Annotated in this window: 19 protein-coding genes; 16 read left to right on the top strand and 3 right to left on the bottom strand. The window is 67.1% G+C overall.

Annotation, left to right across the window (positions count from 1 at the left end; translation table 11 throughout):
- The first annotated feature begins 135 nt into the window (after window positions 1-135).
- From ACNJ7E_RS06585 to ACNJ7E_RS06530, 12 genes are all read left to right on the top strand, one after another.
- Window positions 136-900 (top strand): MlaE family ABC transporter permease, encoded by a 765-nt coding sequence (locus ACNJ7E_RS06585; RefSeq protein ID WP_016884001.1) that lies wholly within the window; start codon window positions 136-138, stop codon window positions 898-900.
- Window positions 901-920: 20 nt separating this feature from the next.
- Entirely contained in the window at window positions 921-1,772 is an 852-nt protein-coding gene (locus ACNJ7E_RS06580) for an MlaE family ABC transporter permease (protein ID WP_005244538.1), read from the top strand.
- 12 nt (window positions 1,773-1,784) lie between these two features.
- A complete protein-coding gene (locus ACNJ7E_RS06575; protein ID WP_009477765.1) occupies window positions 1,785-2,960 on the top strand; it encodes an MCE family protein in 1,176 nt (391 codons plus the stop codon).
- Entirely contained in the window at window positions 2,957-3,979 is a 1,023-nt protein-coding gene (locus ACNJ7E_RS06570) for an MCE family protein (RefSeq protein WP_280778857.1), read from the top strand. The genes ACNJ7E_RS06575 and ACNJ7E_RS06570 overlap by 4 nt, the downstream gene beginning before the upstream one ends.
- Before the next feature lie 2 nt (window positions 3,980-3,981).
- The gene (locus ACNJ7E_RS06565) at window positions 3,982-5,037 is read left to right on the top strand and encodes an MCE family protein (RefSeq protein WP_280778856.1); all 1,056 of its coding nucleotides are present in this window, start codon (window positions 3,982-3,984) and stop codon (window positions 5,035-5,037) included.
- Window positions 5,034-6,326 carry an MCE family protein gene (locus ACNJ7E_RS06560; RefSeq protein ID WP_418339416.1) on the top strand — a complete coding sequence of 431 codons (1,293 nt, stop codon included), beginning with the start codon at window positions 5,034-5,036 and terminating at the stop codon, window positions 6,324-6,326. The genes ACNJ7E_RS06565 and ACNJ7E_RS06560 overlap by 4 nt, the downstream gene beginning before the upstream one ends.
- A complete protein-coding gene (locus ACNJ7E_RS06555) occupies window positions 6,323-7,552 on the top strand; it encodes an MCE family protein (protein ID WP_418339415.1) in 1,230 nt (409 codons plus the stop codon). The genes ACNJ7E_RS06560 and ACNJ7E_RS06555 overlap by 4 nt, the downstream gene beginning before the upstream one ends.
- A complete protein-coding gene (locus tag ACNJ7E_RS06550; protein WP_418339414.1) occupies window positions 7,549-8,964 on the top strand; it encodes an MCE family protein in 1,416 nt (471 codons plus the stop codon). Before ACNJ7E_RS06555 ends, ACNJ7E_RS06550 begins: the two co-directional genes overlap by 4 nt.
- Window positions 8,961-9,704 (top strand): hypothetical protein, encoded by a 744-nt coding sequence (locus ACNJ7E_RS06545; RefSeq protein ID WP_418339413.1) that lies wholly within the window; start codon window positions 8,961-8,963, stop codon window positions 9,702-9,704. Before ACNJ7E_RS06550 ends, ACNJ7E_RS06545 begins: the two co-directional genes overlap by 4 nt.
- Window positions 9,701-10,219 carry a h domain protein gene (locus tag ACNJ7E_RS06540; RefSeq protein WP_280778851.1) on the top strand — a complete coding sequence of 173 codons (519 nt, stop codon included), beginning with the start codon at window positions 9,701-9,703 and terminating at the stop codon, window positions 10,217-10,219. Before ACNJ7E_RS06545 ends, ACNJ7E_RS06540 begins: the two co-directional genes overlap by 4 nt.
- 2 nt (window positions 10,220-10,221) lie before the next feature.
- Window positions 10,222-11,046 (top strand): nuclear transport factor 2 family protein, encoded by an 825-nt coding sequence (locus tag ACNJ7E_RS06535; protein ID WP_418339412.1) that lies wholly within the window; start codon window positions 10,222-10,224, stop codon window positions 11,044-11,046.
- Window positions 11,047-11,134: 88 nt separating this feature from the next.
- The gene (locus tag ACNJ7E_RS06530) at window positions 11,135-12,145 is read left to right on the top strand and encodes an NAD-dependent epimerase/dehydratase family protein (RefSeq protein WP_283330558.1); all 1,011 of its coding nucleotides are present in this window, start codon (window positions 11,135-11,137) and stop codon (window positions 12,143-12,145) included.
- Here ACNJ7E_RS06530 and ACNJ7E_RS06525 read toward each other — a convergent pair.
- Both ACNJ7E_RS06525 and ACNJ7E_RS06520 read right to left on the bottom strand, forming a co-directional pair.
- On the bottom strand, window positions 12,115-13,662 hold the full coding sequence (locus ACNJ7E_RS06525; RefSeq protein ID WP_105412841.1) for an alpha,alpha-trehalose-phosphate synthase (UDP-forming): 1,548 nt from the start codon (window positions 13,660-13,662) through the stop codon (window positions 12,115-12,117). The two genes, ACNJ7E_RS06530 and ACNJ7E_RS06525, sit on opposite strands and share 31 nt — an antisense overlap.
- A gap of 33 nt (window positions 13,663-13,695) precedes the next feature.
- Window positions 13,696-13,869, bottom strand: a complete 174-nt coding sequence (locus ACNJ7E_RS06520) for a hypothetical protein (protein WP_005262874.1) — start codon at window positions 13,867-13,869, stop codon at window positions 13,696-13,698.
- Between the two features lie 167 nt (window positions 13,870-14,036).
- Here ACNJ7E_RS06520 and ACNJ7E_RS06515 point away from each other — a divergent pair, with 167 nt between their 5' ends.
- Window positions 14,037-15,740: an ABC transporter ATP-binding protein gene (locus ACNJ7E_RS06515; RefSeq protein WP_283353323.1), complete on the top strand. Its 1,704-nt coding sequence runs from the start codon at window positions 14,037-14,039 to the stop codon at window positions 15,738-15,740.
- Entirely contained in the window at window positions 15,737-17,485 is a 1,749-nt protein-coding gene (locus tag ACNJ7E_RS06510; protein ID WP_418339411.1) for an ABC transporter ATP-binding protein, read from the top strand. Before ACNJ7E_RS06515 ends, ACNJ7E_RS06510 begins: the two co-directional genes overlap by 4 nt.
- 58 nt (window positions 17,486-17,543) lie before the next feature.
- Here ACNJ7E_RS06510 and ACNJ7E_RS06505 read toward each other — a convergent pair whose 3' ends face one another.
- The gene (locus tag ACNJ7E_RS06505) at window positions 17,544-18,479 is read right to left on the bottom strand and encodes a methionyl-tRNA formyltransferase (RefSeq protein ID WP_105412844.1); all 936 of its coding nucleotides are present in this window, start codon (window positions 18,477-18,479) and stop codon (window positions 17,544-17,546) included.
- Window positions 18,480-18,589: 110 nt separating this feature from the next.
- Between ACNJ7E_RS06505 and ACNJ7E_RS06500 the strand changes: the two genes are divergently transcribed.
- Both ACNJ7E_RS06500 and ACNJ7E_RS06495 read left to right on the top strand, forming a co-directional pair.
- Window positions 18,590-19,393 (top strand): alpha/beta fold hydrolase, encoded by an 804-nt coding sequence (locus tag ACNJ7E_RS06500; RefSeq protein ID WP_105412845.1) that lies wholly within the window; start codon window positions 18,590-18,592, stop codon window positions 19,391-19,393.
- 44 nt (window positions 19,394-19,437) lie between these two features.
- On the top strand, window positions 19,438-20,637 hold the full coding sequence (locus ACNJ7E_RS06495; RefSeq protein ID WP_280778845.1) for a sensor domain-containing diguanylate cyclase: 1,200 nt from the start codon (window positions 19,438-19,440) through the stop codon (window positions 20,635-20,637).
- Window positions 20,638-20,767 lie beyond the last annotated feature (130 nt).

Raw genomic sequence — 20,767 nt, 5'->3', positions numbered from 1 at the left:
ACGATTCATGCTGATGAGCGACCACCTTTGACAGGTGAACACGTTCTAGTTAATATGACCTGAGTCACAGACCGCTGGGGGGCTGGGCTCGAACTGACAGTCGGTGCTGGGCGAGATCATGGACGAGGAGGACGGATGGTAGACCTCCTCGAGGTGCCGTTGCGTGCGGTCGGCGGGTTCTTCACGATGTCGGGCGAAACGTTGAGGGCAGTCTTTTCGAGGCCCTTCCAGCGTCGCGAGTTCGTGGACCAGGCGTGGTTCGTCGCCCGGGTCTCGATGGTGCCCACCGTGCTGGTGGCCATCCCGTTCACCGTCCTGGTGAGCTTCACGATCAACATCCTCCTCCGCGAGATCGGCGCCGCCGACCTCAGTGGCGCCGGCGCCGCTCTCGGCACCGTCACCCAGGTCGGCCCCATCGTCACCGTGCTCATCGTGGCGGGTGCAGGCGCCACCGCCATCTGCGCAGACCTCTCCGCCCGCACCATCCGCGAAGAGATCGACGCGATGCGGGTGCTGGGCATCAATCCGATCCACCGCCTGGTCGTGCCACGAGTGCTGGCGTCGACCGCCGTGGCGCTCCTGCTCAACGGGCTGGTCTGCACCATCGGCATCCTCGGCGGCTTCGTCTTCTCGGTCTACATCCAGGACGTCAACCCGGGTGCGTTCGTCAACGGCATCACCCTGCTCACCGGATTCGGGGAGCTCGTGATCTCGGAAGTCAAAGCCGGTCTGTTCGGCATGATCGCCGGTCTCGTCGCCGCCTACCTCGGCCTGAACGTCAGGGGTGGCGCGAAGAGCGTCGGTGACGCCGTCAACCAGACCGTCGTGTTCTCGTTCATGGCCCTGTTCGTGGTCAACGTTCTCGTCACCGCCGTCGGCATCAAGCTGACGGCAGGGTGATCGACATGGTGGTGGAGTAGATGGCACTAGCGGCGGCCGGGCGCTTTCCCCGAACTCGCAAACGGTTCGCGTCGGCGTCCCGCTCGATCGACCGGCTCGGTGAGCAGGCGCTGTTCTTCGCGCGTGCCATCGGATGGGCTCCCCGCGCCCTGATGCACTACCCGAAGGAGACGCTGCGGCTCATCGCCGAGATCAGCATGGGCACGGGTGCGCTCGCGGTAATCGGCGGGACGGTCGTCATCGTCGGCTTCCTGACCCTGTTCACCGGCGGCACCATCGCGGTACAGGGCTACAGCTCGCTCGGCAACATCGGCGTCGAGGCCCTCACCGGCTTCTTCGCGGCCTTCATCAACGTGCGTATCGCGGCGCCGGTCATCGCGGGCATCGGGCTGGCGGCCACCATCGGCGCCGGCTCCACCGCCCAGCTCGGCGCCATGCGCGTCTCGGAGGAGATCGACGCGCTGGAGACGATGGCGATCCCGTCGATCCCGTACCTGGTCAGCACACGTGTGATGGCGGGGATGATCGCCATCATCCCGCTGTACGCCCTGGCGGTGATCGCGTCGTTCATGGCCAGCCGGTTCGCGACGGTGGTGCTGTACGACCAGTCGTCCGGCGTGTACGACCACTACTTCTCGACGTTCTTGATACCCACGGACATCCTGTGGTCGTTCGCGCAGGCCATCGTCATGGCGATCGCGATCATGCTCATCCACACCTACTACGGTTTCAACGCCTCGGGCGGTCCGGTCGGCGTCGGTGTGGCCGTCGGCAACGCGGTGCGCTCCTCGCTGATCGCCGTCGTCACCGTCACCCTGCTCATCTCGCTCGCCATCTACGGCGGGTCCGGCAACTTCAACCTTTCGGGATAGGAGTGCCGGTAGATGACTGATTCGGGTGGGAAGAAGAAGCTCGCGGCACTCGTCCTCGTGGTGAGTCTTCTCGCGATCATCGGTGTGTCACTGGCCATGTTCAACGGAACCTTCAGCGAGACCACGCCCGTCACCGTCACGTCGGATCGCTCCGGGCTGGTGATGGAACCCGACGCCAAGGTCAAGCTCCTCGGTGTCGAGGTCGGCCGCGTCGGCTCCATCGAACACGTGACGGACGGCGCCGAGCTGAAACTGGCGATGTATCCCGACATGATGTCGCTGATTCCCTCCAACGCCACCGTGGAGATCAAGTCCACCACCGTGTTCGGCGCCAAGTACGTCAACTTCGTGATGCCGGACAACCCGTCGTCCACCCCTCTGCAGGCAGGGGACGTGATCGCGTCCGACAACGTCACCGTCGAGTTCAACACGGTCTTCCAGCACCTGTCCGACGTGCTGGCCCAGGTACAGCCGGAGAAGCTCAACGCCACCCTCGGGGCCATCTCGTCGGCGCTGCGCGGACGCGGCGAGGAACTCGGCGCCCTGCTCGAGCAGAGCGACAGCTACCTGGCGAAGATGAATCCGAGTCTGCCTCAGCTGCAAGAAGATTTCGCAAAGGCCGCGCAGGTCACCGACGTGTACGCCGACACCGCACCGGATCTGCTGCGAGTGCTCGACAACGCGACGGCCACCAGCGGCACGGTCGTCGACGAACAGGACAACCTGGATGCCGTGCTGCTCAACGTCACCGGGCTGGCCGACACGGCCAACACCGTACTGACCGAGAACGAGCAGAACCTGAACTCCTCCCTCGACCTGTTGCTCCCGACGACGGATCTGCTGGCCGAGTACTCGCCCGAGATCTCCTGCTTCATCGTCGGCCTGAACAATGTGATCCCCCTCGCCGAACAGCTCATCGGTGGCAATCAGCCGGGCATCGCGCTGAGCGCCAGCTTCATGTACGGGCAGGAGCCGTACACCTATCCGAAGGACCTGCCGAAAGTGAATGCGACAGGTGGGCCGAACTGCCACGGCCTTCCCAATCCTGATCTCAGCAAGCATGCGAACTTCGTCGTGGCCGACACCGGAACGGTGCCGTTCGTGCCGTCGACGGAAGTCCAGGTGCACCTGCCCAAGGTGTTCCAGCTGCTGTTCGCGGGTGTGTACCCCGGGCAGGGTGGGCAGTGACAGTGCGAGCGACCACGGTCAAGCTGTTGATCTTCGCGACGGTGATGTCGGTGATCTTCGCCGGACTCGCCCTGGTGTTCAGCCAGTATCGGTTCAGCAGCTCCGACGGCTACCACGCCACGTTCACGGACGTGTCCGGCCTCAAGCCCGGCGACAAGGTGCGCATCGCCGGCGTTCCGGTCGGAGCCGTCGAGAAGGTGAGCATCGACGACGACAATCTCGCCGACGTCGATTTCACCGTCGACACCAAGTACTCGCTGTTCGACGGGACCAAGGCCACGGTGCGGTACGAGAATCTCGTCGGCGACCGGTACATGGAACTTCTCGAAGGCGCCGGATCGGTGGAACCCCTGCCGGACGGTGGATCCATCCCCGTTGAGAACACTTCTCCCGCACTCGATCTCGACCTTCTGCTGGGTGGGTTCAAACCGTTGCTGCGGGCACTGGACCCGCAGCAGGTCAACGACCTGTCCCAGGCGCTGGTCCAGGTGTTCCAGGGGCAGGGCGGAACGCTCGTCTCGCTCCTCGGCAGCACGAGTTCGTTCACGAACACCCTCGCCGACCGGGACCAGTTGATCGGTGAGGTGATCACGAACCTCAACCAGGTGCTCGGCACCATCAACGACCGCGGCGACCAGTTCCGGTCGACGCTCGACCAGTTGCAGCAGCTGGTCAGCGGGCTCTCCCAGGACCGCGACCAGATCGGTGACGCCATTCCCCGCATCGCCGGGGCGACGGGGGATCTCGCGAATCTGCTCGAAGGTGCGCGGCCACCGTTGCAGAGCACGATCGCCGAGGCCAATCGAACCGCAACTCAGCTCCAGGCGGGGGAGGACGACCTCGACTGGGTGCTCCAGAATCTGCCCGACGCCTACCGGAGGCTCATCCGTATCGGCACGTACGGCAGCTTCTTCCAGATGTACGTCTGCACGGTCAAGTTCAAGTTCTCCGGCCCGGACGGATCGGATCTGCTCCTCAACATGCCGGGCGGTCAGACGGCAGGGAGGTGTGCACCGTAGCCATGAAGAGCGAACGTAATCCCGTACAGGTGGGAATCATCGGTGTCGCCATCGCGAGCATGATCGTGATCGCGACCCTGCAATACGATCAGCTGCAATTCCTTTCGGGTGGAACGCAGTACTCCGCCTACTTCGAGGACGCGGGTGGGCTGATGACCGGCGACGCGGTGACGCTCGCCGGCGTCGACGTCGGGAAGGTCGCCGAGGTCGAACTCGATGAGCAGCACGTGCTCGTCAGGTTCACGATCGAGGACGGCATCGTCCTGGGCGACGCCACCGAGGCGAACATCAAGACCAACACCGTTCTCGGGCGCAAGTCGCTGGCCGTCACCCCGCTCGGGTACGAGACGATGCCGGTGGGGTCGACGATTCCGTTGGAACGCACCAACTCTCCGTACTCCCTCAACGACGCGCTCGGCGACCTGTCGAACACCGTGTCCGAGCTCGACACCGACGAGGTCAACAACGCGTTGAACGCGATGTCCGGCGCTCTCGAGAACACACCGCCCGAGCTGCGCACCGCACTGGACGGCCTGACCCGGTTGTCGGAGAGCATCAATTCGCGGGACGAGACGCTGCGACAGCTGCTCTCGCGCGCCGAGAACGTGACCGGAATCCTCGCCGAGCGCAGCGGGCAGATCAACTCGCTGATCGTCGACGGGAACCAGCTGTTCGGCGAGCTCGACCGTCGCCGCACGGCGATCAGCCAGCTGATCGTGAACATCTCCGCGGTGTCCCGGCAGCTCACGGGATTGGTCCAGGACAACGAGGAGCAGATGAAACCGACGCTCGACAAGCTGAACTCGGTGGTCGACGTCCTGCAGCGGAACAAGGACAACATCTCGCAGGCTCTCGACGGCCTCGCGCCGTACGCCACTCAGCTCGGGGAATCGGTCGGTAGCGGGCCGTTCTTCATGGCGTACGTCTACAACATCGGCATCGGCAACCTGTTCCAGGGGCTCAGCGACGCGGTGACGTGGCCGGAGCACCTCCCCAACGACCTCCAGGCCTACCTGCAGACAGGTCCGTCCATCGAGCTGAGGGAACCGCCGCGATGACGACGAACCCGGAAATCACCAACACGCGGAAGAAGTGGCTGATCCGCGGCGGCGTCGCCGCGGTCGTCGTGGTGCTGATCGTGGGCGCCGCAGTGATGTTCGTGCCCAAGCTCTTCCAGAACACCATCACCGCGTACTTCCCGACGACCACCGGGCTGTATTCGGGCGACGACGTCCGCGTCCTCGGCGTGAAGGTGGGGACGATCGACTCGATCGAGCCCGGTGCCGATTTCGCACGGGTCACGATGAACGTGCAGAAGAGCGTCGACCTCCCGGCGGACGCGAAGGCCGTCATCGTCGCACCCAGCCTGGTGTCGGGACGGTTCGTGCAGCTGACACCCGTCTACGCGGGTGGGCCGACGATGGGCGACGGCGCGAGCATCCCCGTGGAGCGCACCGCCGTCCCGGTGGAGTGGGACGAGATCAAGACCGAGCTGAACAAGCTGTCGGAGGCGCTCGGACCGCAGGGCGCCGACCCGCAGGGCTCGCTCGGCACGTTCATCGACACCGCCGCCGACAATCTCGACGGCAACGGAGAGTCGTTGCGGAACACGCTGCGGGAACTGTCGGAGACCATGCGGACCCTGTCCGACGGCCGGACCGACCTGTTCTCCACCATCCGCAACCTGCAGACGTTCGTGGCCGCACTGTCGTCGAGCAACGAGCAGATCGTCCAGTTCGAGGGCAGGCTTGCGTCGGTGTCGAACATGCTCGCCACCAACTCCGACGAACTCGGAACCGCGCTGAACGATCTCGACCTCGCGCTCGGCGACGTCAACCGGTTCGTCGTGGAGAACCGGGCAAGCCTCAGCGAGCAGGTCGGCCGCCTGGCCGACGCCACCCAGGTGCTCGCCGACAAGAGGCCGCAGATCGAGCAGGTGCTCCACGTCGCGCCCACGGCGCTGGCCAACTTCAGCAACATCTACAAGCCGGCGCAGGGATCACTGGTCGGTGCGGTCGCGATGGCGAACTTCGGGAACCCCGTGAACTTCATGTGCGGTGCCATCCAGAGCCTGCAGGCCAATGAGGCGAACCGCAGCGCGGACCTGTGCACGCAGTACCTGTCGCCGGTCCTGAACTCGCTGACGGCGAACTACCTGCCCATCCTCACCAACCCGACGACGGGGGTGAACGCATTCCCCGACCAGATCGAATTCACGCCGCCGAGCCTCGGGGCCTCCGTACCCCCGCGGTCCGCGCCGCCGATGACCGGGGCCCTCGCCGGGATGCCGACCGTCGCCGTGCCCAAGGACCTCAACGATCTGCTGCAGCCGGGAGGTGGGCGATGACGAAGCGCACACGGTTGCGTCGCGGCGCCATCGCGGTTGTGGCGATCACGTTGTCCCTCACCCTGACCGGGTGCGAGTGGGAAGGGCTGAACTCGCTTCCCCTGCCGGGCACCGAGGGACAGGGCGACGACGCGTACACGGTCGAGATCCAGATGCCCAATGTCACGACGCTGTCGCAGAACTCGCCGGTCCGCGTGAACGACGTGACGGTGGGTTCGGTGACGGGCATCGACGTGCAGGACTGGCATGCACTGGTCACCGTCTCGATCAACGGCGACGTCCAACTGCCTGCCAATGCGACGGCCAAGATCGGCCAGACCAGCCTCCTCGGCTCGCAGCACCTCGAACTGGCTCCGCCGACCGACGCCGAGCCCGAAGGCCGGCTCGAGAACGGCGACGTGATCCCCATCGAGCGGGCGGGCGCCTACCCGACCACCGAGCAGACGTTGTCGTCACTGTCGGTGGTGCTCAACGGTGGCGGCATCGCCCAGATCCACGACATCACCCAGGAACTCAACGCCGCACTGGGTGGCCGGGAGGACTCGATCCGGGATCTTCTCCCGCAGCTCGACCAGCTCGTCACGAGCCTGGATCAGCAGCGCGGCGACATCATCGGCGCGATGGAGGGACTCGACCGGTTGGCGGGCACCGTCAACGAGCAGAAGGCCACCCTGGACGCGGCGCTGGACGGCATCCCGCCCGCGCTGGAAGTGCTCGTCACCCAACGGCAGAACCTCACCACCGCGCTGGTCGAGGTGGGCAAGCTCAGCGACACCGCTTCCCGTCTCGTGGAGAACAGCGGCGAGGAACTGAAAGCGAACCTGGCAAACCTGACACCGGTGCTGCGTGAACTCGCCAACTCGGGTAGCGCGCTGACCGAGGTGCTGACCCTGATGCTCACGTACCCGTTCCCGATGAAGACGATGGACAAGGCGATTCAGGGTGATTACGCGAACCTCATGATGACGATCGACATGACCAACGAACGCGTCGACAGCAACTTCCTGACCGGAACCGGTCTCGGCGGATCGCTCGGCGGCGTCGAGGGCGCCGTGGGATCGCTCGCCGGGGTGGCGGGGCAGTCGGGCGATCCCCTGCAGGCACCCCTGCAGCCGGCTCCGAAGCCGGCACCCGCACCGCCGATGATTCCGGGTCTTCCACAGATACCCGGACTGCCGCAGATCCCGGGCCTTCCGCCGCAATTGGGAGGGGCGCCGACACCATGAGAATGACGAGATTCGTTCGCATTCAGCTGATCATCTTCTCGATTCTCACCGTCATCGGGCTCGTGGTGATGTCGATCCAGTACGTGAAGGTGCCGGTGCTGTTCGGCGTCGGGCGCTACGAGGTCAGCGTCCGACTGCCGTCCACCGGTGGGCTCTACTCGCACGCCAATGTCGCTTACCGCGGCACCAACATCGGTGTCGTCGAGAACGTGACGCTCACCGGCGACGGTGTGGAAGCGAAGATGTCACTCGACAGCGACTACAAGATTCCGGCCGACGTCGACGCGGCAGTCAAGAGCGTGTCGGCGGTCGGCGAGCAGTACGTCGATCTGATTCCCCGGGACGGCGCCGCCGAGGCCGACGGCCCGTACCTCGCGAACGGCGACGTGATCCCGTTGGACCGGGCCACCATTCCGCAGGACGTCGGCGAAATGCTCGACCAGGCCGACGAACTGCTCGCCAGCATTTCGGACACCAGGCTGCAGACGGTGATCGACGAGGCGTTCACGGCGTTCAACGGATCGGGCCCCGACCTGCAGCGGCTCATCGACTCGGCCCGGTTGTTCGTCGAGGAGGCCGATGCGAACAGCGACGCGACGAAGGCCCTGATCGACCAGGTCGGCCCATTGCTCGACACTCAGGTGGTCAGCAGCGACGCCATCCGGTCGTGGACCCAGGACCTGGTGACGTTCACCGACCAGTTGCGGGCGAGCGACCCGAGCCTGCGGTCGGTGCTGGAGAAGGGCCCGGGAACGGCGCAGGAAGCCACCCGGCTGTTCCAGGACCTGCAGCCGACACTGCCGATTCTGCTGCGGAATCTGGTGAGCGTCGGCCAGGTCGGGGTGATCTACAACAAGAGCATCGAACAGGTGCTGGTCATCTACCCACCCCTGACCGCGGCGCTCGTGACGGCCGCGACCGGCGGGCCGGTGGAGGACGGCGCGATTGTCGACTTCGCCCTGCAACTGCACGACCCGCCGGCCTGCACGACGGGATTCCTGCCCCCGGAGCAACGCCGGTCGGGAGATCAGACCGACCCGATCGCGACACCGAACGACCTGTACTGCAAGGCCGCTCCGGACGATCCGGCCGTGGTGCGCGGCGCGCGGAACCTGCCGTGCATGGAGTTCCCGGGACGTCGCGCGCCGACGGTCGAGGCGTGCCGCGAGGGCTGGGAGGCGTCGGGCAACAACCCGCCGTACGGGCCGATCATGCCGCCGGATGTACCCTCGTACACAGCCGTTCCGAGTTCCTACGAAGGCGCCGCGGGTGCACCGGTCGCGGCCGTGCCCTACGACCCGGCCACCGGTAGCTTCATTGGTTCGGATGGAAAGACGTACACCCAACCGGATCTGGCGGTGCAGGGAAAGGACTCGACGTGGCAGACGATGATGACAGGTCAGCAGATTTGAGTTCCAGCACAGACGAGCGCGCAACCGACTCCGCGGAGCAGGCGACCGAGCAGAGCTCCGCGGCGAAGGACCGGAGCAGGCGCAGGGCGGTCCGGCACGCCGGCCCGCCGGTGGGGGAGACCGAGGCCCCGAAGCCGGTGGTCCTGGCCAAGCCGGCAGACGCGAACGCCGCGCCCGAGGCGGAAAAGGTGTCGACGGCGAAGGTCGCGTCCCCGGACGCTCCGGCGCCCGACGCGCCGAAGCAGCGTCGTCCCCTGAAGTCGTTGCTCGCGTGGGGTGTTACCGCGGTGGTCGTCGTCGCACTGGTCGTCGCGGCGGTGGTCCTGCTGCTCGACCAACAGTCCGCACGGGAACGGGACGACCGCCGTCAGGCCTTCGTCGACACGGCCCGGCAGACGGTGCTCAACCTGACAACCATCCATCCCGAGACCGCGAAGGAAGACGTCGACCGGATCATCGCCGGCGCGTCGGGTCAGTTCCTCGAAGAGTTCCAGGGCCGTGAGGATCCGTTCGTCGGCGTCGTGCGGGATGCGAATGTGACTACCGAGGGCCAGGTTGTCGAGGCCGGTGTCGAGAACGGGAGCGAGACCTCGATCTCGGCGAACGTTCTGGTGGCCGCGCGGACGATGGTCAGCAGCAAGGAACAGCCCGAACCCTCACCGCGCGACTTCCGAATGCGAGTGACCGTCAGCGACGTCGACGGAAAGTTGACCGCATCGAAGGTGGAGTTCGTCCCATGACCGACAACAACGAAGACAAGCGAAAGTTCTCCGTCACCAAGCAGACAGCGCTGAAGATCGCGGCCGCCGTCGTGGTGGTCGCGCTCGCGGTGGTGGTGGGTTTCCTCTGGTACGACCACCGGCAGGACCAACTCGCGGAGCAGGCGCGCACCGAGGCCGTCGACGCCGCGGGCAAGCAGGCCGTCGCGATGCTGGCGTACGACTTCGCCGACGTCGACAACCAGTTGGCGGCTGCCGCAGACGGACTCACCGGTTCGTTCCGCGACGACTACACCACGCTCGTGCAGGAAACGATCGCGCCGGGCGCCAAGGAGAAGCAACTCACCGTGCAGGTGTCGGTGCAGGCCGCGGCGCCCGTGTCGACCACACCCGACGAGGCGGTGGTTCTGCTGTACCTCAACCAGACGACGACGAGCGCCGACGCTCCCGACGCCCGGACGTCGGGCAGCCGCGTGCGGGTGTCGCTGCAGAAGGTCGACGACCGCTGGCTCGTCGATCAGCTGACCCCGGTGTAGCGGTGCCGGACCCCACGCCGACCGTGGCGGAACTTCTTGCTGCCGTGGGGCGTTCACCGTCCGCGGTCGCGGTGCACGACCGCGCCGCGTGGGTCGGGCTGTTCTCGGACGGCGCTCGGGTCAACGACCCGGTGGGCTCGCGGCCACACGTCGGCACGAAGGCGATCGAACGGTTCTACGACACGTTCATCGCCCCCAATTCGATCACGTTCCATGTGAAGCGGGACGTGGTGTGCGGAATGACCGTGGTCCGCGACCTCGACCTCGAGACCCGGATGTCGACGGGAGTGGTGCTGACGGTGCCGATGCACCTGCGCTACGACCTCGTGGCGGAGTCGGGTGTCGTGGCCGTCGACGGGTTGTATGCGCACTGGGAACTGCCCGTGATGATCGCCCAGCTGGCCGGGGCCGGGTGGCGGGGCGCGGCGGCGTCGGTGAAGCTGGCGCCGCAACTTCTCGCGAATCAGGGCGTGCTCGGTGTAACAGGTTTCATGCGAGGGCTGAGGACCGTCGGACGTCCGGGCAGGAACGCCGCCACCGGTTTTCTGGTCGCCGTCCGCCGTCAGGACGCGGCCGCAATGTCGGAGAGGCTTGCTCCCGGTGCGGTTCTCGAGTTGTCGACGGGTGCCCGGCTCTCGCCCACTCACTTCGCGGACAGTCTCCGTGACCTGCAGTGGAGCAAGATGATCGTGGCGGGGCGTACCGTGACGGCATCCGTGCGCGCTGCCGGGTGGGAGGGTGTGGCCCTGCTGGAGTTCGCACACCGATCCCACGAGATCGCACGAGTGCGGATGTTCGTCGAGGCAGTCACCCCCTTCACAAAATGAAACAAGTTCTAGTACTGTCGGGGTCTCCTGGCCGATTGCCGACGCACGACGCTGCGTCGCCTGGCCACAACCGAACGGGGAGTCGTCGATGAAGGTTGCAGTAACCGGCGCCGCGGGATTCGTGGGCAACAATCTGCTGAATCTGCTGGTCGAGGCTGGGCACGAGGTGACCGCAATCGACCGCGTGCGTTCCCGGTACGCACCCGAATACGGGGTCACGTGGGTGAATGCCGACGTACTCGACGTCGAATCCATGAAGCGGGCGCTGGACGGCGCCGAGGTGGTCTACCACCTGGTCGCGATGATCACCCTCGCTCAGAAGGACGACCTCGCCTGGACCGTCAACACCAAGGGCGTGCGTACCGTCGCCGAAGCCGCTCTCGCAGTGGGTGTTCGGAGGATGGTGCATTGCAGTTCCGTGCACTCCTTCGATCAGAGCAATTGCGGCGGAACGCTCGACGAGAACTCACCCCGGTCCGTCGACGCGTCGATCCCGGTGTACGACAGGTCCAAATGGGCGGGCGAGATCGAACTCAGCGAAGTGGTCGAGGCCGGGCTCGATGCGGTGATCTGCAATCCCACCGGGGTGTACGGGCCCGTCGACTACGGACTGTCGCGGGTGAACGCATTGCTGCGCAACGCCGCTCGCGGCCGGGTTCCCGCGGCGGTGCAGGGCGGTTTCGACTTCGTCGACGTCCGCGACGTCGCCGCCGGACTGATCGCCGCCGGGGAAAAGGGCCGGACCGGTGAGAACTACCTGATCTCGGGGCACATGCTCGGCATGCACGATGCCGTGAGGAGGGCTGCGCGTGCGGCGGGTCGTCGGGGGCCGCTGTACTCGTTCCCACTCAGCGTCATCGAACGCGTGCTGCCGATCGCCGAACCGATCGGGGCCCGGTTCGGATCCGACGTTCTGTCACGGTCGGCGATGTCGGCGCTGCTCGCGGCGCCCGTCATCGACGGCTCCAAGGCGCGGTCCGAACTCGGCTACGTTCCGCGTCCCGCCGACGAGACGATCCGCGACTTCGTCGGCTTCCTGGTGACGTCCGGTCAGCTGAGCCGGGGAGGTCAGTTCTCCCCGGTCGCGTCCTCGTTGTAGTCGGACTCGGAAGCCTCGGCGGGCGCGATCAGCGCGGGGCCGGCGGCGCCGCCGTGAGCGAGGGCGTCGAGGAAGGACCTGGCCCACCGGTCGACGTCGTGTGCGAGGACCTGCCTGCGCAGGGCCCGCATGTGTCGTCGGCCGTCCTCCTTCGGCTGGCCCAGGGCCTGCTCCATCGCGTCCTTGACACTGTCGAGATCGTGCGGATTGCACAGGAACGCCTGACGGAGTTCGGCGGCCGCGCCGGTGAACTCGCTGAGCAGCAGTGCGCCGCCGAGATCACTGCGGCACGCCACGTACTCCTTGGCGACGAGGTTCATGCCGTCACGCAGCGGAGTCACCAGCATCACGTCGGCGGCGACGAAGAACGCGATCAGCTCCTCGCGGGGGATCGGCCGGTGCAGGTAGTGCACCACCGGCCTGCCGACCTCGCTGTACTCGCCGTTGATCCGCGACACCTTGCGTTCGATGTCGTCGCGCATCTGCACGTAGCTGTCGACCCGCTCGCGGCTCGGCGTGGCCAACTGCACCATCACCGTGTCGGCCGGGTCGATGCGCTGCTCGTCGAGCAACTCGTGCAGCGCGGCGAGGCGGACGTCGATGCCCTTCGTGTAATCGAGGCGGTCGACGCCGAGCATGATGTGTTTGGGATTGCCCAGTTCCTTGCGGATCTTCTTGGCGCGGTCCCGGATCGACTTGGATCGGGACTGTTCGTCCAGCTGCCCCGAATCGATGGAGATCGGAAACGCGCCGACGCGCACCGTGCGGAATCCCACCTGCACGACGCCGAGCTTGGAGCGCACGCCCACGTTGCCGCGGGACGTCTGCTGACCGGCGAGTTTGCGGGCCAGGTAGAGGAAGTTCTGGGCACCGCCCGGGAGGTGGAACCCGATCAGGTCGGCGCCGAGCAGGCCCTCGATGATCTCGGTGCGCCACGGCATCTGCATGAACAGTTCCACCGGCGGGAACGGAATGTGCAGGAAGAATCCGATGGTGAGGTCGGGGCGAAGCATGCGCAGCATCTTCGGAACGAGCTGCAGCTGATAGTCCTGGATCCATACCGTGGCGCCGTGCGCGGCCGCCTTCGACGTGGCCTCCGCGAAGCGCCGGTTGACCTCGACGTAGGCGTTCCACCAGTCGCGGTTGTACTCGGGCTTGACGATGACGTCGTGGTACAGCGGCCAGAGGGTGGCGTTGGAGAAGCCCTCGTAGTAGTCGGCGATCTCCGCGGCGCTCAGCGGAACCGGGTAGAGCTCCAGGTCGTCCTCGACGACGGGATCGAGCTCGGCGTCCGCGACCCCCGCCCAGCCGACCCATGCGCCCTTGTTGCGGCGCAGGATCGGCTCGAGCGCGGTGACGAGGCCACCGGGGCTGCGCTTCCAGCGCGTGGTGCCGTCCGGAAGGCGTTCGAGGTCGACGGGGAGTCGGTTCGCGACGACGACGAAGTCGGCTTGCCCGGAAACAGGATCAGAAGTCGAGCGTGATGACGATGCTGACGATTCCGAACTGGCAGCCACGGGCTTCCTTCGCAGTCGAAGTGGATGAAATTCTCAGTCGAGCTTGCTGGTGGGTCCGATTCCGAGCATGGAGAGCAGCATCCTGCACTCGTCGGCATCTTCGGCGTATGCAGCGACAACGCGCTGCGCCTGGCGGGCGGTCTCGTCGGCTAGGGGTTCGAGATCCTCGTCCGCGATGTCGTTTTCGGCGGTCGTCTTCGCGGCCATCTTTGTCCTCTCGGGCTTGCTGCTGCGTCACGCGCAGTAGTTCGTATCGGCGACTCTATGAGAACCGGGCATGTCAACGCTAGTTGCCCATCGATTAGGGTTCATCTAGTTAGGGTCTGCTTACTTCGTTGGTGGGTGGGGAAGCGTCGGCGTTGGGAGTTACGCGCGTGAAGACTGGTGGCACCGCAATTCTGCGTCGCACGCTGGTGCGGAATCGTGTTCGGCTGGGGATCGGCACCGTGCTCGTCTGCCTGCATCAGGTGGCCGAGACACTGGTCCCGATCTCGATCGGTGTGATCGTCGACCGGGCCGTCGCGACCGGAGACGTGTTCGCTCTCGCGGTGTGGCTGTGCGCCCTGGCGCTGCTGTTCCTGGTGCTCACCGCGGCGTGGCGGTTCGGTGCGCGGTTCATCGTCGTGGCGATGCAGAACGAGGCCCACCAGCTGCGGATGGAGGTCGCGCACCGCATCCTCGACCCGCGGGGAGTGCGCACCGACCTGCGGGCCGGTGAGCTGCTGTCCGTGTCGACGTCGGACGCCGACCGCGCGGCCTGGATCGCGGACATCACACCGAGGGCCGCGGCGGCCCTCACCGCGGCGATCGGATCCGCCGTCGCCCTGCTGCTGATCGACGTTCCCCTCGGACTCGCCGTTCTGATCGGCACCCCCGTCATCCTCGGTCTCCTCCAACTCGCGGCGCCGCTGATCACCCGCCGGGCCACCGATCAGCAGGCCGCCGTCGCGCGGGCGTCCGCCATGGCCACCGACCTCGTGAGCGGGCTCCGGCCCCTGCGCGGGATCGGCGCAGAGGTGTCGGCGTCGCGGCGATACCGGACGGCCAGCCGCGACGCGCTCGGCGCCACCCTGCACACGGCGAAGAGTTCCGCCGTGTTCGCCGGGGTGTCGATGACCGTCAGCGCCCTCCTCGCCGTCGGTGTCGCGGGTGTCGCCGGCTGGTTCGCCCTCGAGGGACGCATCACCATCGGTGAACTGATCACCGTCGTCGGACTGTCCCAGTTCTTCATCGAACCGCTCGGCGTCCTGGCCGGCCTGCCCGGGTTCCTCGCCCTCGCCCGCGCGTCGGCGGACCGTCTCGCCCTGGTCCTGGACGCGGAACCCCTGCTGCCCGCCGGGTCCGGCCGGACACTCGACGGCAGCGAACTCAGCCTGAGCGGCGTGTCCTACCGGTCCCTGAGCGCGCTGGATCTCCGGGTCACCCCCGGCGAACTGCTCGGTGTCGTCGCGTACCGCCCGCAGGACGCGGAGGCGCTGGCCGCGCTGCTGTCCGGGCAGGTTCCGCCCGATCGGTACGACGGCGAACTGACGGTGGGCGGAGTGCGGTTGTCGGACGCGGATCTCGCGCAGGCCCGCCGGGCGCTGCTCGTCGAGCCGCACAACGGCGACCTGTTCTCCGGAACCGTCGCGTCGAACGTGACCGCGGGCAGGCCCGGCGCCACGGCGTCCGAGGTGCAGGCGGCGCTCTCCGCGTCCGCGGCGGTGGACGTCGTCGAAGCACACCCCGAGGGCCTCGACCACGAGGTCGCCGACCGTGGGTCCTCGCTGTCCGGTGGTCAGCGGCAGCGGGTCGCCCTCGCGCGTGCACTGGTGGCGCAGTCGCCGGTGATGGTGCTGCACGATCCGACGACCGCGGTGGACGCGGTCACCGAACACACGATCGCGGGCGGCATCGCGGACCTGCGGCATCGCGACTCCGAGGACCGGCAGACGACGATCCTCATCACGAGCAGCCCCGCGCTGCTGTCCGTGACCGACCGCGTCGTCGTACTCGACGACGGAACGGTGGTCGGCGAGGGCACGCACTCGCAATTGGCGACCGAGAACGCGAACTACCGTCAGGCGGTCCTGCGATGAGTGAACTTCTGCCCATCGCGAACGCACGCGACACGTGGGCGTGGCTGAAGTTTGAACTGGGACGCCGCCGCGGCCGGAGCGCCGCCACCCTGCTGGTCGCCGCCGTCGCGGCCGGTATGGCGCTGGTCCCCGTCTACGTCTTCGGCGTCCTCGTCGACCGGGTGCAGGACGGTGCGCCGCCGTCCACCATCGGGTGGGTGGTCGCGGTGATCGCGTCCGCCGCCGTGATCGGCGGTGTGTGCGCCGGGTTCGCGTCGTTCCTGATCCGCAGCCTCGGCGAGGGAATCCTGGCGGATCTGCGCGAACGCACCGTCGACCGGGCGCTCCGGCTGCCGATCCAGACGGTCGAACGCGTCGGCAAGGGCGACCTGCTGTCGCGGGTCGGCGACGACGTCGCGGTGATCGGCAAGGCCGTCACCGACGTGGTCCCCAACCTCGTCACGGCGGTCCTGCTGGTGGTGCTGAGCATGGTCACGATGCTCGGCATCGACTGGCGGCTCGGGCTCGCAGGCATGGTCGCGCTGCCGATGTACGCGCTAGCGATGCGCTGGTACCTGCCGCGGTCCGCACCGGTGTACGCCGCCGAACGCGTGGCGATGGGAGAGCGTTCGCAGGCCCTGATCAGCAGCATGCAGGGTGCCCGGACGGTGCGCGCCTACGGTCTGGAAGACAGCCATCTGGCGCAGATCAACGGTGCGTCGGAAAAGGCCCGCGACCTGTCCGTCGGCGTCTTCGCACTGTTCACCCGGTTCGCTGGGCGCGGCAACCGGGCCGAGTTCGTGGGGCTCGCCACCATCCTCGCCGCCGGATTCGCCCTGGTGAACGCGGACATCGTCACCGTCGGCCAAACCACAACCGCGGCACTGCTCTTCCACCGGTTGTTCAATCCGATCGGCATGCTGATGTACACGTTCGACGAGGTGCAGTCGGCGGGTGCGAGCCTGGCCCGGCTCGTCGGCGTCGTCGACCTCGACGACGAGTCGGGCACCGGGACCGCCGCCGTCCGGGAGGCCGCCGATTCGACGCTCGAACTCGCCGACGTCCGGCACACCTACGACGGCAGCCACGAAGTGGTGCACGGCATCAGCCTGCACGTGAAGTCCGGTGAACGTGTCGCCCTCGTCGGCTCGACCGGAGCGGGCAAGACGACGGTCGCGGCGATCGCGGCCGGTTCGATCGTCCCGACGTCCGGGTCGGTGCGCATCGGCGGCACCGCGCTGCCCGATCTGGAGCCGGGGGGTCTCCGCCGTCTGGTCGCCATCGTCAGCCAGGAAGTCCACGTGTTCGCCGGACCGCTGATCGACGACCTTCGGCTCGCCGCACCCGACGCCTCCGAGGAGGACGCGGCGATGGCACTGAAGGCCGTCGGCGCCGACGGCTGGGTGAACGCACTGGAGGACGGCGTCCAGACCGTGGTCGGGGAGGGCGGCCACGAGCTGACCGCCGCCCAGGCACAGCAATTGGCTCTGGCGCGACTCGTCCTCGCGAACCCGCCGGTCGCGATCCTGGACGAGGCGACCGCCGAAGCAGGCAGCGCGGGTGCGCGGGAACTCGAGGCGTCGGCCGAGGCCGCGACCCGTGGTCGCACGACGCTGGTGGTGGCCCACCGGTTGACGCAGGCGGCCGCCGCCGATCGGGTCGTCGTCCTCGAACACGGCCGGATCGTCGAGCAGGGTCCACATGCCGATCTCGTCGCCGCGGGTGGGCGCTACGCCGAACTCTGGTCGGCGTGGGAGGGGCGGTAGGGCGTTCCGCCCCGTGCGCCTTTCTGGTAGCTCCCGCTACCAGAAAGGCGCACGGGCGTCAGCTGAGGTAGCCGCCGCCGTGGGGGAAGAATTCGGTGCCAGCGAGTTCGGTGCCGTCGTCGAGCCGGACGCGCTGGATCTTGAGGCCCTTGTTCTGACCCGTGCGAGCGTCGGGCCCGGCGACGATGACCATTCCGTCGCCTTCGTGGATGAAGACACGCCCGGGCGTTCCACCGTAATTTCCTTCGGACACGGCGGCCTTCAGAACCCGGACACGCTGTCCCTTGTAATGGGTGAAGGCGTTCGGGTACGGGTCGGACTGCGCGCGGACGAGTCGTTCGATCGCGTCGGCGGGCCACGTCCAGTCGATGAGGCTGTCCTCGGGGGCACGCTTGTGGAAGAACGTGGCCTGCGAGCGGTCCTGCGGCGTCCAGTCCGTGCGACCGGACGCGATCAGCTCGAGTGCGTCGAGGGTGATCGGGCCGATCATGTCGACGGTGCGGTGGAACAGATCGGTGACGGTGTCCGTCGGCCCGACGGGCGTCGACCTCTGCAAAACGATGTCGCCGGCGTCGAGTTCCTCGTCCATCAGGTGCGCGGTGAGGCCTACTTCCTCTTCACCGTTGATGAGCGCCCAGATGAGCGGGGAGAATCCTGTGTACTTGGGCAGGAGCGAGTCGTGAATATTGAGGGTGCCGTAGCGGGGAGAGTCGAAGACGTCCCGTGGCAGCCAGGTGCGCCAGTTGTTGGCGACGACGATGTCGGGGTCGGCCTGCTTCAGCGCGGACTTGAAGTTTTCGTCCGGCTTGGTGGCGATGTGCACGGGCACCCCGTGCTCGGTGGCCAGGTCGGCGACGGAGTCCGCCCACATCTGTTCGTAGACGTGGTCGCTCTTGGGGTGGGTGATCGCGAGGACGACCTCATGGTCGGACTGGAGCAGGGCCTGCAGGGTACGGTGACCCCAGGTTTGATATCCGAGTGTGGCGACTCTCAACGCGGTCCTCCTGGACGAGCTTGTCGGTCAGCGCCGCATGCAAGCGGCAGCCAAGCCAGCTTAGGCTATCCAATCTAAAACGGTGAGACCGCCCATGGAAGGAAGGCAACATGACGATCGCCACGATCAACGGGATCCCCCTGAATTACCAGGTCAAGGGATCCGGCGATTTAGTGGTGCTCATCATGGGAACCGGCAGCCCGGGACGGGTGTGGGATCTGCATCAGACCCCTGCGCTCATCGACGCCGGCTACCGCGTCTGCACGTTCGACAACCGAGGCATCGCGCCGTCCGGTGAGAGCGTCGACGGGATCACCATGGACGACCTCGTCGCCGACACCGCGGGACTGATCGAGCACCTCGGCGGCGGACCGGCCCGTGTCGTCGGCACCTCGATGGGTGCGCGCGTCGCGCAGGAACTGGCCCTGACCCGGCCCGACCTCGTGCACAAGGCGGCGTTCCTCGCCGGTCACGCCCGCATGGACTACTTCCAGCAAACCCTCACCGAGGGCGAGCGCGCCCTCCACGACAGTGGTGTCGAACTCCCGGCCAAGTACCGGGCCGCGGTGACTGCCGTGATGAATCTGTCGCCCGCGTCGCTCGTCGACCCGCACACGGCCCGCGACTGGCTCGACCTGTTCGAGTTCAGCGGCGGCCGGACGTCGGACGGCGTACGCGCGCAGATGGAGATGGACCGCAGCTTCGATCGCAGGCAGGCCTACCGGGCCATCACGACACCGTGCCTGTCCATCGGGTTCGCCGACGACAGGATGATCCCGCCGTATCTCTCGCGTGAGGTGGCCGAGGCGATCCCGTCGGCCCGGTACTACGAGATCCCCGACGTGGGGCACTACGGCTACCTCGAACAGCCCGAAGTGGTGAACAAGGTGCTGCTCGAGTTCCTCGCCAACTGACAATTCCGAGCGGCTGGGGCGATCACGGTGACGGCGAGGTTCTGATGGCGTTGGGTATTCCGCGCCTCGGGGTGGGCATCGTCCGGTACGACGTCGTGAACGGGGCCTTGTGGTGGGATGAAAAGGCCGCCGCCATCTTCGAGGACGACGGTTCCCGGCCACCGCTCGAATTGTGGCGGGAGCGGGTCCATTCCGAAGACATCGGCGCGGTGCGTCGCATGTTCGGTGACACCGCCGGGTCCGTCGGCGCGGAATGCGTGTTCCGCATCGTGCTGGCGGATCGGTCGACCCGGTACATCCTCACCCGCAGCATCGACGTCACCACCGACGCGTCCGGTGCTCCCGTCGAGCTGACGGGAGTGGTCATCGAACTCGGACACGTGGCCGGCCGGGACGTGCAGCTCGCGTCGTTGCTCGACCGGGTGGGCCTGGGGTTCATGGCGCTCGACGAGGACCTGCGGATCATCTACGTCAATTCCGGCTGCCTGCGGCACGTGCGGCGGTCGCGGGACGAACTGCTCGGCCGTGTCGTCACCGAGGTTCTTCCCGAAACGCAGGGCAGCTACTTCGACGCACTGTGCCGCAAGGTTCTCGCCACGGGCCGCGAGCAGCAGACCCGGGTGGACTCGCTGTACTCGCCGGGGATGACGATCGAGGTGACCGCCGCAGCCGATTCCGGCGCGCTGGTCGTGCATTTCCGGGACGTCACCGCGGAGGTCACCGCTCAGCAGCAGGCGGAGGAGGCGCACGCGCTTCTTCTGCACGCTGCCACGCACGACAGTCTCACCGGACTGCTCAATCGCGCCGCTATCACGGAGCATCTGCAGCGTCTGTTCGAGCGTGGCGCGGGACCTGCTGTCGCGTTGTTCCTCGACGTCGACGGTTTCAAGGACGTCAACGACACCCGTGGGCATCGCGTCGGAGATCGCATCCTGCAGGGGGTGTCCGAGCATTTGCGCCTCGCGATGCGCGCGCCGGCCGCGGTCGGCAGGCTCGGCGGCGACGAGTTCGTCGCCATCCTTCCCGACGTCGACGAATACGACGTCGACGACGTGGTCACCCGGATGCTCGCGTCGATCACGACACCGATCGACGTCGGCGACGAACTCCTCGTCGTGACCCTCAGCGTGGGGATGGCGCGCAGCACGTCGGCGCGCACGGTCGACGAACTGCTCCATCATGCGGACATCGCCCTCTACGCCGCCAAGCGTCGCGGTGGGAACACGGCGGTCTGGCACCACTAGGTTGCTGGGCGGCTGCCCCCGGCGGTCGCCGCCACCACCAGCGTGCCGAACCCGCGAACGCGCGGTATGTTTACGCTGTCGAAGGCGACGTCGGGACCGCTTCGGCGGGGTGAATGCCGGCGGCGGTGCG

The organism is Rhodococcus mengyinensis (genome assembly GCF_048381435.1).
GTDB lineage: Bacteria > Actinomycetota > Actinomycetes > Mycobacteriales > Mycobacteriaceae > Rhodococcus_F > Rhodococcus_F opacus_D.
The sequence above is the reverse complement of the archived record's forward strand: the minus strand, read 5'-3'. Positions and strand labels throughout refer to the sequence as shown.